This is a genomic window from Aggregatibacter sp. oral taxon 458 str. W10330 (genome assembly GCF_000466335.1).
GTDB lineage: Bacteria > Pseudomonadota > Gammaproteobacteria > Enterobacterales > Pasteurellaceae > Aggregatibacter.
Genome location: NZ_KE952602.1, coordinates 1 through 17,212, shown reverse-complemented (window position 1 = coordinate 17,212; position 17,212 = coordinate 1). Strand labels below are relative to the sequence as shown.

The window sequence follows — 17,212 nt, the reverse complement described above, 5'->3', positions numbered from 1 at the left end:
TAGCGTATGGTTTTTATAGCCAGACTTTGGCTGGTTATAATAAAAAACGTGACCGCCATCACATTTCAAAAAGATATTTCCCGCCGATAGATTGCTGTCTGTTTACATCATTCGCCCACCACCCTACAATAGCGCCGCCTTACTCACTTTTGAGTAAATCATTTAAATATCAATTTGAACCTGTTGTGTTGTAACCGGTTCTTCATATAGGAACTCTCATATGTTATGGTTTTTCTTCTGTATTTTGATGCTGCTTTTAGGCTACTTTGTTTATGGCAAAATCATTGAAAAGATTTTTGTCATTAATCCTAAGCGCCAAACACCTGCCTACCAAGTCAATGACGGCGTGGACTATATGCCCATGTCTAAAACCAAAATTTGGTTAATTCAATTATTAAACATTGCCGGTACCGGTCCGATCTTTGGTCCGATTCTCGGCGCCTTATACGGACCTGTGGCGATGTTGTGGATCGTCATCGGATGTATTTTTGCCGGTGCCGTGCATGACTATTTCTGCGGGATGTTAAGTATTCGTCATGGTGGTGCAACCATGCCTTACTTAGCCGGTAAATTCTTAGGTCGCCCAGTAAAAGTCTTTATCAACGTTTTAGCGCTTGTTCTTCTTTTATTGGTTGGTGTGGTCTTCGTTGCCAGCCCGGCACAATTAATGGGTACGATCACCATGGACATCATGGGCGCATCTCAAGGTGCATTGCAATTAGGTGATGTCGAAGCGGTTCACAAGGCTGTTGAAGCCGGTGGTTTAAGCGTATGGGGAATGGATAAAGCAGACGTAGTTTCTGTATGGACTGCGATTATTTTTGCTTACTATATTCTTGCAACCTTGTTACCAATTGACAAAATTATCGGCCGTATTTACCCACTCTTTGGTGCGTTATTACTCTTTATGTCTGTGGGTATGGTGTACGGTTTGGTGTCTGCGCACTTCAGTGCGGTAGATCCTATCGAATTCTTCCGTACGATTGATGCAGATGGTCAAGGTTTAACCTTAGATAAATTCACACAAAACTTCCAAGTAAAAGGCGATGTGCCGATTTGGCCATTATTGTTCTTAACCATTTCTTGTGGCGCATTATCCGGTTTCCACGCAACACAAACTCCGTTAATGGCACGTTGTGCGGAAAATGAAAAAGAAGGTCGTTTCATTTTCTACGGTGCGATGATTGCTGAAGGTATTATTGCATTAGTATGGTGTATGGTTGGTCTTGCATTCTATGAGAACCCGCAAGCGTTACAAGATGCTATCGCCGCAGGTTCACCATCTAAAGTAGTATATGACAGCTCATTACACTTCTTAGGTTTCGTTGGTGGTATCTTTGCAGTATTAGGTGTCGTTGTACTTCCAATTACTTCCGGGGATACGGCATTCCGTGCAGCACGTTTACAATTAGCGGAAATTTTCAACATTGATCAACGTTCATTGACAAAACGTTTGTTCATTGCTGTGCCATTGTTCGTATTAGGCTACTTTGTTTCAACCATTGACTTCAGTGTGTTATGGCGTTACTTCACTTGGGCGAACCAAATGACGGCAATGGTGATGTTATGGACAGCGGCAGCTTATTTATACCGCTATCATAAATTCCACTGGGTGGCATCTATCCCTGCATGGTTTATTACCACTGTCTGTGCAACCTATTTGTATTACAACAAAATCGGTTTCGGTTTAGACTATCAATTGTCAGTTTACCTAGGCTTTGCGACAACAATTGTTTGTGTTGTGTTGTTCTTCGCATTGGTTAAACGCTCCGGCGAAGCGGATCCGGAAGCCTTAGTTAATACATAGACGAAATAAACAAGTGTTTCCGCCAACATCGTAGCGTGCAACAAGTTGCACGCGATTCTGACGGAAACCAAATAATCGATAAAAAAATAGCACCATTTTAGGTGCTATTTTTTATTTAACGCGGAGATTAACGCGATAAAAATAACGCTGCTGCCCCACGCACCCCACCGGAATCGCCATATTTGGCTTTTTTGATCATAGGCACTTTTGCGCTGCGCATTAAATGTGGAGGTAATGCTTTTGGCAACGCCTCATATAAATAATCGAAATTGGATAATCCCCCACCGAGCACGACAAGATGTGGATCGAAAGCCGTAATAATGTTGCCGATAGAAATCGCCGCAAGCTCAACAAAAACACCGACAAACTCCACCGCACTTTTATCACCCGCATAGAAACGCTGAATGATTTCTTTTGCCGGTAACGCTTCGCCTTTCAAATCACGGTAAAGCATTTCAAAACCGCGACCGGATAAATAGGTATCCAAACAAGCTTTGTTGCCGCAACCGCAATCATAAATCGGTGCCTTATCCCAACCCAGCAGTTTTAGCGCGTGATAGTTCAGTTGCAAATGCCCTAATTCGCCTGCCATGCCGGTTTGACCCGAGTAAATTTTTCCGTTAATCACAAACCCGCCGCCAAATCCGGTTCCCAAGATTAAGCCTAACACAGAAGGATATTGTGCATTTTCTGCATCCCAAGCCTCTGATAAAGCAAAGCAGTTGGCGTCATTTTCGGCACGCACTTCACGATCCAACAACGACGATAAATCACGCAAAATCGGTTTATTGTCCGCCACGCGAATATTGGTAATTTCTGCAATACCGGTGGATTGATTGACAAACCCCGGAATGCCTAATCCCACCGACCCTTTACAGCCAAATTTTTCATCGGCTTTTTTCACTAAATGAACAATGGTATTTAACCAATCTTCATAACTGCTTTTCGGTGTTTCCACACGTTCGGAATATTGTTTTTCCAACTGAGAATTGAACACCGCCAATTCAATTTTGGTTCCGCCGATATCTAATCCGTACAGCATTTGATGCTCCTTTAAAAATACCTAAAAAACAACCGCACTTTTTGCTAAAAATTAGCGACCCGTTGGCTTAAAGTAATTTTTCTTGGCCAAAAATTGAAAAATCCCTAAATGAATGAGCCAAGCAATCATAATAGAAATCAACAAATCAATCGGGTAATGCATACCAAAACGTAAGCGACTCACCAGCATTAAAATTGCCCAAAGGCTCATAAAGCCGACCAATAATTTTGCACGACTGCTTTTGTTACCCATTAATTGCATGAACCCCACCGTCAACATGAGCCAACTAGCGGCAAAAATGGTATGTCCGGAAGGGAAAGAATACCCGACTTCCTTAGCATAATGCCCCTTAATCCATTCCGGCACATTACGTTGTGTTTGATAGAATTGTTCAACAATTTGCGCTCGTGCTTGACGATCTTGTGCATAAAACGCGCCAGTGCTGCTACCGGTTTGTTCGGTAACATACGTCACAAAAGGACGCGGTTCGGAAAAGGCATTTTTTAAGCCGGATTTCACACCTTGGGTGATGACCATGGAAAAAGCCATAACAGCAACAGCTAAAATCCATTGTTTACGATTGGAAAATAATGGTAAAAATAGCAACGCAAAAACGCCGCAAGTAATGATGGCGTAAGGCACACTGCCGCTTTCCGTTAACCAATATAAAGGATGTTCGTAGCTCTCGAAGACGATATTGCCATTCCACTGCCAAGCGGACAGCCAGACAAAAAGAGGGACAAGGCAAAGCAATAATGTATATAATGACAATCTTTTTAACATATTTATAACCATAAGTGATAATCGGACTGCCATTTTATCATCAGAACTCACTAAAAGAAAAAGAATCAGGACAAAAGGACAAGTTATGGCAAAAATTGAACTGGTCGCCCAAGCCAATTTACCCACAGAATTCGGTTTATTTAAAATCGTGGGCTTTGAATTTCCGGACACCAAAAAAGAACACGTTGCTCTCGTTTTGGGCGATATTCGCAACACTGACGAGCCTGTATTGGCGCGTATCCATTCCGAATGTTTAACCGGCGATGCCTTGCACAGTTTGAAATGCGATTGCGGTTTCCAATTAGCCGCCGCATTGCGCCAAATTAATCAAGAAGGCCGTGGTGTGTTAATTTATCACCGTGAAGAAGGCCGTGGCATTGGGTTAATTAACAAAATCCGCGCCTATTCTCTGCAAGATCAAGGCATGGACACCATTGAAGCCAATCTGGCTTTGGGCTTCGCCGCCGATGAACGGAATTTCAGTGTGTGTGCCGATATTTTTGATTTGCTTGGCGTAAAAAAAATTCGCTTGCTGACCAATAATCCGGAAAAAATCGACACAATGAAACAAGCCGGTATTAATGTGGTGGAGCGTGTACCGCTAAACGTAGGGGAAAATCGCTACAACACCGCGTATCTCGACACCAAAGCTAAAAAAATGGGCCATTTTATTGTGCATAATGGCGAACAGCACTTAATGGAATGCCCCTATTGCCAAGAAGAAGTGCCACAAAAATAACAGAAAAAACGACCGCACTTCTCTGATAGATCAGATAGAAAATAGCTCGTTTCTCCCGAGCTATTTTTTTGACACAAGACAATGCGCGTTTATTTTATGCATTGATTAACTTGTTCTAAAAAATCCATGAAAAATCTTTGTATTCCCACAATGACTCACGTTTCCTAACGCGAGTCCAAAACATCAATTTCATTTGATTCAGATTTTCACTATTTTCATTAATGAATTTAGGTTATTTATTTTGGGTTAAAAGCACGCGTCAGAAGACGCGCGCTATCTGAGGATTTATTAAAGGTAGAACAACGCATCGGCATGAAACTCACCGAAAGCTACGCCATGTGGCCTGCAGCCTCCGTCTGCGGTTGGTACTTCACCCACCCGGCAAGCAACTATTTCACTTTAGGTCGCATCGATGAAGACCAAGCTCAAGATTATGCCAAACGTAAAGGTTGGGATGAGAGAGAGATGATGAAATGGTTGGGTGTGGCGATGAAGTAGGGTTACACATAAAAGATATGAGCATTTACTAAAGGAAAATATATGGAATTAATAAGCGATAATCCAATAAAAGATTCTAGCAATGATTTATTAGATAGAGCTAGTAGTGCAGAAGCATTTGCTAAACACATTTTTTCATTTGACTATAAAGAAGGTTTGGTTGTGGGATTATGTGGAGAATGGGGAAATGGTAAAACATCCTATATAAATTTAATGCGACCAGAATTAGAAAAAAATTCTTTTGTACTTGATTTCAATCCTTGGATGTTTAGTGATGCTCATAACTTAGTTGCTTTATTTTTTACTGAAATCTCTGCTCAGTTAAGAGATTATGAGGATGATAATGAGCTAATTAATAGTTTGAGTAGTTTTGGAGAGTTGTTATCTAATTTAAAACCTATTCCATTTGTAGGAAATTATTTTAGTGTCTTGGGTGGCTGTTTAGGTTTTTTTTCAAAGAAAAAGAAAGAAAAAAACAGTTTGAAAAATCAACGTGATAAATTAATTAAAGTTCTAAAGGAAATAAGTAAACCTATTACTGTAATTTTAGATGATATAGACCGTTTATCATCTGATGAATTACAATCAATTCTAAAATTGGTCAGAGTCACAGGAAACTTTCCTAATATTGTTTATGTTTTATCATTTGATAAAAATAGAGTAATTAAAACATTAAATGATAATAACATTGATGGACGGGATTATTTAGAGAAGATAATTCAGATTCCATTCGATATACCACAGGTACCTAAAAAACTATTACAAGAAAATTTATTTTCATCTTTAGATAAGATTTTAGGGGATGTTTACCTAGATAAGGTGCGTTGGTCTAATGCATATTGGAATATCATTAAGCCAACAATAAAAAACATTCGAGATATTAGGCGTTACACGTCCTCACTATCGAATATTTTTAAACAATTAGGTGCAGAAATTGATGTGGTTGATTTACTCACTATTGAAGCAATAAGGATTTTCTACCCAAATAAATTTAAAGAAATTTTTGAACTTAAAGATTATATTTTAGTACGCTCAAATGATGATAAAAGAAAAGATAAGTTAAAGAATTTTATTCAAGATAATGAAATGTATGATTATTTTTTAGAAATTTTATTTGATATTGATAATATAAATTCAAATAATGAATTCCTAAAAAATAGAAGGATTGCTTATTCGGCATTCTTTGATTTATATTTTGAACAAGTTATGAGTCCTGAGTTCATAAATGTTAAATTATCACAAAAAGTTTGGCTTGCAATGCAGTCAGAAGAAGATTTCAAGATCGCTTTATCAGCTGTTCCTGACGATTCTCTAGAAAATGTAGTTAACAATTTAATTGACTATGAAAAAGACTTTACTAAAGAAATAGCTCTAGCAACTATACCAACATTATATAGAAATTTACCAAGAGTGCCTGAAAAAGAACTAGGATTCTTTGACTTTGGGGCGGATATGATATGGAGGAATTTAGTTTATAGATTGCTTATAAATATTCCTGATGGAGATAAAATAGAAACTATTACTCAACTATTTGATTCTTGTGATCTGTATGGGAAGTTTGATATTATAAAAATAGTTGGACACTCTCATAACTTAGCATCTAAAACTGAGGAAGAAAAATTAGAAGAAATTTTTTTGAGTGACATTTCAGTTGCAACAATTAAAGAATTATCAGAAAGTTACAATTTATCACGTATTCTTTATTTCTCCTTTTTAAAAGGAAAGCGTATCTCTAATGATAGACTAAGTTCTCATGAAGTATTATTATCTTTACTGAAATCATCAATTTCTGAAGTTAAGTCGCAACGTGGAAGTGATCCTACTATCTATCGAGAGAAAACTTTACATTGGGATAATTTAGTAAAAATTTATGGGGATGAAACTAAACTAGTTAAATTAATAGAAGAAATAGCTAATAATCAAGAAATAATTGAGAAAGATTATGTGAAACTTGCAATTAAGTACAAGGATGGATACAGGAATAAAGAATCAATAGATAATGACGATGAGTTGGATTAATTTAAAGAATTTGAAAGAGGATAGAACTCTTGAATATTCTCCCTCGATGGCGCAAGCGTCCTCGCTTGTGCCTATCAACTAAAAGTGCGGTCAAAATTTAAATATTGGTTCTGCCAATGGTTGTAAGTAAAATTTATAATGTTTTATTAAGCCCCCCACGATGGCGCAAGCGTCCTCGCTTGTGCCTCTCAGCTAAAAGTGCGGTCAAAAAATCCAATCGATTTTGAACATTGGTTCTGCCGATAGTTATGGGTAAATTCGAAATATTTTATTAAGTAGCACCAGCGTGGACGCTGGCGCTATCATTTTGATGTTAATTCTAAAACTGGAACTTAGTTTCCAATTCAAAGAAAAATAAATAAAATTGGAAATATACTTCCAATTCACCAATTAAAATCTCCCCTCCCTTGATAACACGCGTTAGGAAACCCGAGCTAGCATAAATTTTCATGACTAAAAAAATGCGGTCATTTCTTCAAATATTTTTCATTTCAAAAAACACTTGGAAAAATGACCGCACTTTAATCAAAAAATCAACGCTATTTCACCACAATAAATTCTGGTGTAACTTGTCGTTCCATGAGTTTACCGACAGGATACAGCTCAACACCAGCGTCTTTGGCGACAGCAAAAACCTCTTTTTCCGAATCCGGTTTAACGGCGATGAGCAAGCCGCCGGAAGTTTGCGGGTCGCATAACACGGCTTTTTGTAAATCTGTAATCGGTGCGATTTTGTGTCCATAGCTGTCGAAATTACGGTTTGTACCGCCCGGAATACAACCTTGTGCGATGTAATCGAACACACCGTCTAGGGTTTTAATGCTAGCGAAATCAACTTCGGCATTGAGGTTGGAGCCTTCGCAGATTTCGGCTAAATGCCCTAACAAACCGAAACCGGTGACATCCGTCATGGCGGTAACGCCGTCAATGTTTGAAAGCTGACTGCCCAGCAAATTCATTTGGCACATCCACTTGGTCGCCAAGCCTTTATGTTCGGCTTTTAATTTGCCTTGTTTTTCTGCCGTCGTTAATACGCCAATGCCCAACGGTTTGGTTAAATACAAGTGACAGCCTGCTTGTGCCGTGGCATTTCGTTTCACTTTCTCGGTGTCGATAATGCCGGTTACAGCTAAGCCAAAAATCGGTTCAGGCGAGTCAATAGAATGTCCGCCGGCAAGGGCAATCCCCGCTTCCTGGCAAGCAAAACGACCGCCGTCAATAATGCGTTGTGCCACGCTTGCAGGCAATTTGTTAATCGGGAAGCCAAACACCGCAATCGCCATGATCGGTTTGCCGCCCATGGCAAAAATATCGCTTACGGCGTTGGTTGCCGCAATGCGTCCAAAATCAAAAGGATCATCGACAATGGGCATGAAAAAGTCCGTAGTACTGATGATCGACGTACCATTGCCCAAATCATACACCGCCGCGTCATCCTTGGTGTCGTTGCCGACAAGGAGATTCGGGTCAATAAACGGTGCCATTTCGGTATGCAAAATTTCCTCTAAAACCTTAGGCGATATTTTGCAGCCTCAACCGGCGCCGTGGCTATATTGCGTCAGCCGAATGTCGTTTGTTATGAGGCATTCATTCTGTTCCGCGTGCAAAGCCTGCTCTGTCATGCTTACTTCCTTTTTGTTAAACGAATGGCGTAATTATAGCGTGATTGGGTTTAGGATTCATTAATGGAAATGCCTTTTTCAAGACAAAAAGCAGGTGATATCGATGGTGTCAAGATGTATAAATGAATGTGAAGATGAGAGAAAAGGGTGGTGAACTAAGCAGAATTGGTCTTAACAGCAAGCGGTTCGCTGCGTCGCGTCCTTGCGGGTTTCTACCTAGTCCACCATTGATGGATGATGGTTTGTAGTTTGCGACATACTGATACTAAAAGTGTTCTATACCTTCAGCCCGCTTATTTCAGGAGACCAATCCTGACTTTCAAACATCTTATCTTGAAAGTGGTTACATAATAAAATCGTTTTAGCTGATTGTCAATTAGCGCATAACCTGATATTTCACGCATTTTTTTCATTTTTCGTTTCCCGCGTAAAGGCAATAAACACTTTCATTACATAGCCTTAGCTGGTGTTACCAGATGAAATGGTATGACTTTTATGAAAAAAACGCATAGAATAGCGCGTCCAATTGCACCACTACCAAAATCTTGTTAAAGTGCGGTGCAAAATTTTCACAAAATTAGGAATCACACATGAGTCAAGAATACTTAGATTTTGAATTACCCATTGCCGAACTTGAAGCGAAAATCGAATCTTTGCGTGCAATGACAACACAGGATAATGAAATTAATCTTGATGATGAAATTGCCCGTTTACAGAAAAAAAGCATCGAATTAACCGAAAAAACCTTTGCAAATTTAGATGCGTGGCAAGTGTCAAAAATGTCCCGTCATCCGAATCGTCCTTATACTCTTGACTACATCGAACATATTTTCACCGAATTTGAAGAACTTGCCGGTGATCGTGCTTTTGCCGATGACAAGGCCATTGTTGGCGGATTAGCACGTTTAGACGGCAGACCGGTGATGGTGATTGGCCACCAAAAAGGGCGTACCGTGAAAGATAAAGTAAAACGCAACTTTGGTATGCCGGCACCGGAAGGCTACCGAAAAGCTTTACGCCTCATGCAAATGGCAGAGCGTTTCAAATTGCCTATCATCACCTTCATTGACACTCCGGGCGCTTATCCGGGTGTAGGCGCGGAAGAACGCGGTCAGTCAGAAGCCATCGCACGTAACTTACGCGAAATGTCGACCCTCAAAGTGCCGGTAATTTGTACCGTTATCGGTGAAGGCGGTTCCGGCGGTGCGTTGGCTATCGGCGTGGGTGATAAAGTCAATATGTTGCAATACTCGACCTACTCCGTGATTTCGCCGGAAGGTTGTGCATCTATTTTATGGAAAAGCGCCGATAAAGCCTCCACCGCAGCAGAAGTCATGGGATTAACTGCCAGCCGCTTAAAAGAACTCGGCTTAATTGATAATATCGTACCGGAACCGTTGGGCGGGGCGCACCGCAATTACGATGAAATGGCGCAAAACTTGAAAAAACGCCTACTCGCCGATTTAGACGACCTTGACGTCTTTGACACAGAAAAGCTGCTAGAACGTCGTTATCAACGTTTAATGAGTTACGGCTACGTATAAAAAAAGTCTCATTTAAATCCCTCCCGAAGACGGGAGGGAATGTCCTCTACCCGTGCCATTCGTCTATGCTCCTCGACTGTTTTTCACAGCAACTCCGCCAACTTGCTCCAAACCAAACTCACTTTCTTATTGGGTTTAGCGGTGGTTTGGATTCCACCGCGCTACTCGCTTTATTTGCGAAACTCCGTGAAAAACAACCGCACTTTCAGCTGCGCGCCATTCATATTCATCACGGATTAAGCCCCCATGCCGATGCTTGGTCATCCCATTGCCAACAAATTTGCCGCCAATTCCATATTCCGTTGCAAATTCAACATGTTAACGTCAGCGCAAAAAACGGCATTGAGGCAGGTGCCCGCCAAGCCCGTTATGAAGCCATTGCACAGCAAATTTTACCGACCGAATGGCTCGCCACGGCACACCATCAACAAGATCAAACGGAAACGTTTTTCCTTGCCCTAAAACGTGGTAGTGGCGTGCAAGGTTTAGGCGCTATGCCGTCGAAAAGCAATGTTTACGGCGTACCTATTTTTCGCCCCCTATTGAATTTTAGCCGACAACAATTGCTGGCGTTTGTACAACAGGAAGGGCTAAGTTGGGTTGAGGACGAAAGCAACGAATATAATCAATACGATCGCAATTTTCTGCGTAACATCGTGTTGCCTGAATTGCGCCAACGCTGGGCGCATTTTGATTCGGCAGTGCAACGTTCAGCACAACATTGTTATGAACAACAGCAACTGCTTAATGAGCTGTTAGCGGAAGAATATCAAAAAAACATCGTGAAAAATGACCGCACTTTTAACCTGCAACATTTCGCCGACTATTCGCCGGTGAAACAACGCGCCTTGTTACGCTTATGGTTGCAAGATTGGGGCGTTACCCTCCCCTCTCTCGTGCAATTAGAACAAATTATTTCGGATGTCATTTTCGCGAAAGCCGATGCACAACCGCAATTTCGCCTAGGCGATAACATTGTCCGCCGCTATCAAAACCGTTTATTTCTCACACCGATGTTTACCGATATTTCACAGAAATATGTTGAGGCAACATTTGATCACCCCATTTCCTTGCCGGATCATTTAGGCTCGTTGTTACTGCAAAAAACAACCGAAAAAATGACCGCACTTTGGCAGGATGAAAATGGGCAAACACATCAAGAAGCGTTAAATTTACCCTTAGAGGGAACGAAAGTTTGGATTCGATTTCGTTATTCGGGCAAGGTGAAATTAACCCCAAACGGCGTGAATAAAGACATTAAAAAAGTGTGGCAACAGTTGAACGTCGCCCCTTGGCAACGCCAACGCATTCCGCTCATCTTCTACGATGATAAGCTACAAAGTGCGGTCGGTTTTTTCACTGTTTTTCAAAATTAAGGCAAACAAAAAGGCGCATCAAAATGCGCCTTTGTTGTCTTTATCGACTGAATTAAATCGCCCAACCGCAAGCATAGAAAGCCACTAAAACAACAGCAATCACAACGGTGCCGATATTTAAGCGTTTGAAGTCGCCACTCACCACACGGCCAATCACCAATGCTGCAAAGCCCAACATAATGCCGGTCACAATGTTTGCCGTTAACACGATAAACACCGCGCAAATCAAACCGCTCATGGCGCCAACGAAATCGTCAAAATCTAATTTGCTGACGTTGCTTAACATCAATAATCCCACGTACATTAACGCCGGTGCTGTCGCATAGTTTGGCACTAAAAACGCTAATGGTTGGAAGAACAACATCAACAGGAACAATACGCCAACAACGATCGCGGTGATACCGGTTTTACCGCCGGCGGCAGTCCCTGCTGCGGATTCGATATACACGGCTGCCGGTGCTGTGCCGAAAATACCGGAGAATAAACTACTCACGGAGTCGGAGGTTAAGGCTTTACCGCCATTAATGATTTGACCGTCTTTATCCAATAAATCCGCTTGTCCTGCCACTGCGCGGATGGTGCCTGTGGCATCAAATACCGCAGTCATCACTAACGCAAACACCACCGGTAAAATGGCCGGTTGCAATGCGCCCATGATGTCTAATTGCAAGAATAAAGACTCTTCACCGAAACTTGGCATTTTGAAGACTTGGCCGTTAAAGGTCACATTCGGATCGAAAATTAAGCCGACCACGGTAATCGCAATGATCACCCATAAAATGCCGCCTTTCACTTGCATTTTTTCTAAGCCGATAATTAACGCCAAACCAATTAATGACATCATCACCGGAAACGCAGTGAACTCGCCCAATTTTACCGGCAAACCGGCTTGGTTGCTCACCACAAGCCCTACTCCGTTTGCAGCGATTAAAAGCAGGAATAAACCGATACCGATACCTGCACCGTGTGCAATCCCCACCGGTAAATTACGCAAAATCCATGCGCGAATACCTGTGGCAGAAATGAGCGTGAAGAAAATCCCCATTAAAAAGACCGCACCTAAGGCAACCGGAATACTCACTTTTTGTCCGATAACCAAGCTAAATGCCGTAAATGCCGTTAAAGAAATAGCACAACCGATTGCCATTGGCGCATTCGCCCAAAAACCGATTAAGAGCGAGCCTAAGCCTGCAACTAAGCAGGTTGCAATAAAGACCGATTCAGCCGGAAAACCTGCCGCACTTAACATGTTCGGCACAACGATAACAGAATACACCATCGCGAGGAAAGTGGTTAAACCTGCCACAATTTCTTTACGTACGGTAGAGCCGCGTTTAGTCAACTCAAAGCGTTTTTCTAAAGCGGAAGATGGAGAAGATGACATGAAATTACCTTTTAATTTGTCGTTGAAAAAAAGAGGGCGGTATTTTACCGCAACGCCAAAAGAAGTAAACGTTTGCGCAAGAAATAAAAAAGAGAAAGCGAATATGCTTCTTGCCTTCTCTCTATTTGAATAAAAAAATTAGAATCGTAGCGTGCAAAATCGTGAATTACGCATCGAGGTTAATCATTCGTGCAACAAGTTGCACGCTACGCACTGATAATTAGCTGATAAAACGATCTGTTTCGACCGCAGGAAGCGTTTGTGATGCAGCTTCTTTTGGGTTCACGCCGAAACGATTTGTTCCCGGCTGACTATCCAAACACATAAACACAAACAACACAATAACACCGATAAGAGGAATTAATGAAATTAAAATCCACCATCCGCTTCGATCCGTATCATGTAAACGGCGAACGACAACTGCGATACTCGGGATCAGAATCAGCAATGAATACAGTCCGCTAAAAAGCCCGGCTTCATATTCCACGCTATACGTTCCTAGCAAGATATCCAACAGCGTCAATACAATGCTGATTAGTGCACTGATTAAAAAGAACATCCAATATTCTTTTCGTCTTGCCCGTCCTGAAAACGTGGCGTAGTTTTTGAGTACATGCAAATACCAATTCATAGTTTCCTCCCAAGAATAAATAAGCGACTAATCCGTCTCATGTTTTGATTTAAAAACAGTGTTATACTAGCACACAATTTCTATGAGTTATATTCGCAATAAGGGGAAATTAAAATGTCCATTCTAGTCACCGGCGGTGCCGGTTATATCGGTTCGCATACTGTCGTCGAATTATTAAATGCCGGCAAAGATGTTGTAGTGTTAGACAATCTTTGCAACGCTTCGCCAAAATCCTTAGATCGCGTAAAACAAATCACCGGCAAAAGCGTAAAATTTTATGAAGGCGATGTGTTAGATCGCGACTTGTTACAAAAAATCTTTGCTGAAAATCCGATTCATTCCGTCATTCACTTCGCAGGCTTAAAAGCAGTTGGCGAAAGCGTGCAAAAACCGGCCGAATACTATATGAACAACGTCACCGGCTCATTGGTTTTATTACAAGAAATGAAAAAAGCCGGCGTGTGGAATTTCGTCTTCAGTTCTTCCGCCACCGTTTACGGTGATCCTGAAATCATTCCGATTACCGAAAACTGCAAAGTGGGCGGCACGACTAACCCGTACGGCACCTCTAAGTTTATGGTGGAACAAATCCTACGCGATATTGCCAAAGCTGAACCCAAATTCAGCATGACCATTTTGCGCTATTTCAATCCGGTGGGCGCACATGAAAGCGGTTTGATCGGCGAAGATCCGAATGGCATTCCAAACAACTTATTGCCTTACATCAGCCAAGTGGCAATCGGCAAATTGCCACAACTTTCCGTATTCGGTAGCGACTATGACACCCATGACGGCACCGGCGTGCGCGATTATATTCATGTGGTGGATTTGGCGATTGGCCACTTAAAAGCGTTGGATCGCCATCAAGACGATGCCGGCTTGCACATTTATAACTTAGGCACCGGCGTAGGCTATTCTGTATTAGATATGGTAAAAGCCTTTGAACAAGCCAATGACATTCAAATTCCTTATAAATTGGTCGATCGTCGTCCGGGCGACATCGCCACTTGCTATTCTGATCCGAGCCTTGCCGCCAAAGAATTGGGCTGGAAAGCAGAGCGCGGTTTAGCACAAATGATGAAAGACACGTGGAATTGGCAAAAAAATAACCCGAAAGGCTATAGAGATTAAGTGTCATGCACGAACTCTCTTTGTGTCAAAACATCATTGAAATTGTTGAGCAGCAATGCAAACAACACAAAGTCAACAAAGTCACCGACCTCTGGCTGGAGGTCGGTGCCCTTTCTTGCATTGAACCCAGTGCGTTGGAATTTGGCTTTGAAATGGCAGCGCAAGGTACACCGGCGGAAAATTGTAAGCTTCATTTAATTTCTATTCCTGCCAAAGCTTGGTGTTGGGATTGCAAACAGCTGGTCGAAATTCAAGCCAATAACAGCACGTGCCCAAATTGCGGCAGCGTGCATTTACAACGCCAAAGCGGCGATGAACTCCGCATTAAAGAAATTGCCGTCGAATAAAATTTCCCTGAAATCATGATGACAGAACAACCGATTAAGCCTTCTCTCGCCACTCAAATTTTCAGCCGCAATATGCTGATTTGTGTTTTTACCGGCTTCAGCTCCGGTTTGCCGCTTTTCGTGCTGTTGCAAATGTTGCCAATTTGGTTGTCGGATAATGGCATTAGCGTTCAAACCATCGGGGCTTTTACCTTAGTCACCCTACCCTACACGCTCAAATTTTTGTGGGCGCCCCTGCTGGATCGCTATTTTCCTCGATTTCTCGGTCGCCGTCGCAGTTGGCTCGCCATTTCCCAACTCTTGCTTCTGCTGAGTCTTTACCTGATCGGTTTATACGATCCGAAAGAACAAATGCAGATTGTCATTTTTCTGGCCACGTTCATCGCCTTTATGTCCGCCACCCAAGACATTGTATTAGATGCCTATCGACGGGAAATTTTGCGCGATAACGAACTGGGCTTAGGCAATACCATTCACATTAACGCTTATCGTATTGCAGGCTTAATTCCCGGTGGACTGTCATTGTATCTCGCCACGTTCCTGCCATGGAAAACGGTGTTTTTATTGACCGCACTTTTCATGCTGTGTGGGCTATTTATGACCTTCTTTTTAAGTCGCGAACCACAAATTCAAATTCATCAAAGCAAGCAGCCGTTCTATCAAGCTTTTACCATTCCGCTCCAAGAATTTTTCCAGCGTAAAGGCATTTATGCAGGGATTGGCTTTATTGCGTTTCTCTTTCTGTATAAATTCGGTGATGCCCTCGCTACCACATTACAAAGTAAATTCATCGTGGACATGGGCTTTAGCAAAACAGACATTGCTTTAGTGGTAAAAAGCACCGCGTTGTGGTCGAGCATTATTGCCGGCATGGCAGGTGGCATTGTGATGTTGCGTCTCGGCATTAACCGCGCGCTTTGGGTCTTTGGTTTTATTCAACTGATTACTATCGGTGGCTTTATTTGGCTTGCCGGATTTGATTATTTCCACGTTGTCGATAACGCAGCACGCTTAAAGCTCGGCATTGTGATTTGTGGCGAATACATTGGCGTGGGGCTTGGCACCGCGGCGTTTGTAGCCTTTATGGCACGGGAAACCAACCCGCTTTACACCGCAACTCAACTAGCGTTGTTTACCAGCCTTGCCGCCTTACCGAGCAAAGGGCTTGGCGCACTTTCCGGCGAAATCGTTGCAGCGGTAGGCTACTACCATTTCTTCTGGATTTGCTTATTTTTAGCCATCCCAGGCATGCTCTGCTTATGCTGGGTCGCCCCGTGGAACGAAAAAGCCACCACACCGAATGCAAGCAATTGACATTTTTAGGGAATTAAGCAACCATACGCCACGATTAATAAAACATTTTCAAAACCGACCGCACTTTCTTCCCGAAATAGGAAAAGTGCGGTGGTTTTTTCAGTTATTTTTCATTTAAAAAAGAGGACAACATGAAAATTATTCTATTAGGCGCACCGGGCGCAGGAAAAGGGACACAAGCACAATTCATCATGAATAAATTTGCCATCCCGCAAATTTCCACGGGTGACATGTTACGCTCTGCGATCAAAGCCGGCACCGAATTAGGCAAACAAGCGAAAACCTTAATGGACGCCGGTCAATTAGTGCCGGATGATTTAATCATTTCCTTAGTAAAAGAACGCGTAGCCCAACCTGACTGCGCCAAAGGTTTCTTACTTGACGGTTTCCCACGTACAATTCCACAAGCTGACGCCTTAAAATCTGCCGGCATCGCCATTGATTATGTGTTGGAATTTGATGTACCGGATGAAGTGATCGTAGAACGTATGAGCGGTCGTCGTGTACACCAACCTTCCGGTCGTTCTTACCACATCGTTTACAACCCACCAAAAGTCGAAGGCAAAGATGATGTCACCGGCGAAGATTTAATTATCCGTGCCGATGACAAACCGGAAACCGTGTTAGACCGTTTGAAAGTGTATCACAACACCACCAAACCATTAGTGGATTACTACCAAGCAGAAGCCAAAGCGGGCAACACCCAATATTTCCGCTTAGACGGCACTCAAAAAGTAGAAGATGTCAGCAAAGAATTAGACAAAATCTTAGGGTAATTGCCTGTAATAAGAAAAATTCGGCAAAAGCCAATCGTTGATAAAAAGACGGCGTTTAATGTGAAAATCAAACGCCGTCTTTTTTATTATAGCCAGCCAAAGTCTAGCTATAAAAACCATGCACTATGCGTATGGAGGCAAATAGCTTACGCGATGAACAGAAAAAATCCTCGCGATATAATGAACAAGGCTGACAACC

The 17,212-nt window shown here is 42.2% G+C and carries 16 protein-coding genes and 1 pseudogene; 12 read left to right on the top strand and 5 right to left on the bottom strand.

All coding sequences use genetic code 11. The features are described 5' to 3' along the window. Together HMPREF9065_RS10340 and HMPREF9065_RS07040 are read left to right on the top strand one after the other, a co-directional pair. Positions 1-194, top strand: a 194-nt coding sequence (locus tag HMPREF9065_RS10340; RefSeq protein ID WP_232209094.1) for a hypothetical protein, incomplete at its 5' end; no start/stop codon positions are given. Positions 195-220: 26 nt separating this feature from the next. Further along, positions 221-1,807 carry a carbon starvation CstA family protein gene (locus HMPREF9065_RS07040; protein ID WP_033002438.1) on the top strand — a complete coding sequence of 529 codons (1,587 nt, stop codon included), beginning with the start codon at positions 221-223 and terminating at the stop codon, positions 1,805-1,807. Between the two features lie 127 nt (positions 1,808-1,934). Here the strand turns inward: HMPREF9065_RS07040 and nagK are convergent, their stop codons facing one another. Further along, positions 1,935-2,849, bottom strand: coding sequence for an N-acetylglucosamine kinase (gene nagK, locus HMPREF9065_RS07045; RefSeq protein WP_021615605.1), 915 nt, complete (start codon positions 2,847-2,849; stop codon positions 1,935-1,937). Between the two features lie 51 nt (positions 2,850-2,900). Beyond that, the gene (locus HMPREF9065_RS07050; RefSeq protein WP_033002437.1) at positions 2,901-3,644 is read right to left on the bottom strand and encodes a phosphatase PAP2 family protein; all 744 of its coding nucleotides are present in this window, start codon (positions 3,642-3,644) and stop codon (positions 2,901-2,903) included. Positions 3,645-3,717: 73 nt separating this feature from the next. On the opposite strand from HMPREF9065_RS07050, the gene ribA reads away from it, so the two are divergent. From ribA to HMPREF9065_RS07065, 3 genes and pseudogenes are all read left to right on the top strand, one after another. Next, a complete protein-coding gene (ribA, locus tag HMPREF9065_RS07055; protein ID WP_021615603.1) occupies positions 3,718-4,371 on the top strand; it encodes a GTP cyclohydrolase II in 654 nt (217 codons plus the stop codon). Positions 4,372-4,638: 267 nt separating this feature from the next. After that, positions 4,639-4,869, top strand: a pseudogene (locus HMPREF9065_RS07060) (vitamin B12 dependent-methionine synthase activation domain-containing protein); the annotation flags it as partial. 42 nt (positions 4,870-4,911) lie between these two features. Beyond that, positions 4,912-6,888 (top strand): KAP family P-loop NTPase fold protein, encoded by a 1,977-nt coding sequence (locus tag HMPREF9065_RS07065; RefSeq protein ID WP_021615601.1) that lies wholly within the window; start codon positions 4,912-4,914, stop codon positions 6,886-6,888. Positions 6,889-7,427: 539 nt separating this feature from the next. Here the strand turns inward: HMPREF9065_RS07065 and selD are convergent. Next, positions 7,428-8,468, bottom strand: a complete 1,041-nt coding sequence (gene selD / locus HMPREF9065_RS07070) for a selenide, water dikinase SelD (protein ID WP_156901093.1) — start codon at positions 8,466-8,468, stop codon at positions 7,428-7,430. 632 nt (positions 8,469-9,100) lie between these two features. Here selD and accA point away from each other — a divergent pair. Together accA and tilS are read left to right on the top strand one after the other, a co-directional pair. After that, positions 9,101-10,054 carry an acetyl-CoA carboxylase carboxyl transferase subunit alpha gene (gene accA / locus HMPREF9065_RS07075; protein ID WP_021615598.1) on the top strand — a complete coding sequence of 318 codons (954 nt, stop codon included), beginning with the start codon at positions 9,101-9,103 and terminating at the stop codon, positions 10,052-10,054. 65 nt (positions 10,055-10,119) lie between these two features. Beyond that, positions 10,120-11,430, top strand: coding sequence for a tRNA lysidine(34) synthetase TilS (tilS, locus tag HMPREF9065_RS07080; RefSeq protein ID WP_021615597.1), 1,311 nt, complete (start codon positions 10,120-10,122; stop codon positions 11,428-11,430). 52 nt (positions 11,431-11,482) lie between these two features. Here tilS and HMPREF9065_RS0109420 read toward each other — a convergent pair whose 3' ends face one another. Then, positions 11,483-12,814: an NCS2 family permease gene (locus tag HMPREF9065_RS0109420; protein ID WP_033002436.1), complete on the bottom strand. Its 1,332-nt coding sequence runs from the start codon at positions 12,812-12,814 to the stop codon at positions 11,483-11,485. Between HMPREF9065_RS0109420 and HMPREF9065_RS10415 the strand changes: the two genes are divergently transcribed. Next, positions 12,813-12,947, top strand: a complete 135-nt coding sequence (locus HMPREF9065_RS10415; RefSeq protein WP_255345152.1) for a hypothetical protein — start codon at positions 12,813-12,815, stop codon at positions 12,945-12,947. The two genes, HMPREF9065_RS0109420 and HMPREF9065_RS10415, sit on opposite strands and share 2 nt — an antisense overlap. A gap of 87 nt (positions 12,948-13,034) precedes the next feature. Here HMPREF9065_RS10415 and HMPREF9065_RS07085 read toward each other — a convergent pair whose 3' ends face one another. After that, positions 13,035-13,445 carry a DUF805 domain-containing protein gene (locus tag HMPREF9065_RS07085; RefSeq protein WP_021615594.1) on the bottom strand — a complete coding sequence of 137 codons (411 nt, stop codon included), beginning with the start codon at positions 13,443-13,445 and terminating at the stop codon, positions 13,035-13,037. A 114-nt stretch (positions 13,446-13,559) separates the two neighbouring features. Here HMPREF9065_RS07085 and galE point away from each other — a divergent pair, with 114 nt between their 5' ends. From galE to adk, 4 genes are all read left to right on the top strand, one after another. Further along, positions 13,560-14,576, top strand: coding sequence for a UDP-glucose 4-epimerase GalE (gene galE, locus HMPREF9065_RS07090; protein WP_021615593.1), 1,017 nt, complete (start codon positions 13,560-13,562; stop codon positions 14,574-14,576). Between the two features lie 5 nt (positions 14,577-14,581). Continuing rightward, positions 14,582-14,923, top strand: coding sequence for a hydrogenase maturation nickel metallochaperone HypA (gene hypA / locus HMPREF9065_RS07095; RefSeq protein WP_021615592.1), 342 nt, complete (start codon positions 14,582-14,584; stop codon positions 14,921-14,923). Positions 14,924-14,938: 15 nt separating this feature from the next. Then, entirely contained in the window at positions 14,939-16,237 is a 1,299-nt protein-coding gene (locus HMPREF9065_RS07100) for an AmpG family muropeptide MFS transporter (protein ID WP_021615591.1), read from the top strand. A gap of 131 nt (positions 16,238-16,368) precedes the next feature. Beyond that, positions 16,369-17,013: an adenylate kinase gene (adk, locus tag HMPREF9065_RS07105; RefSeq protein ID WP_021615589.1), complete on the top strand. Its 645-nt coding sequence runs from the start codon at positions 16,369-16,371 to the stop codon at positions 17,011-17,013. The last annotated feature ends 199 nt before the right edge of the window (positions 17,014-17,212 follow it).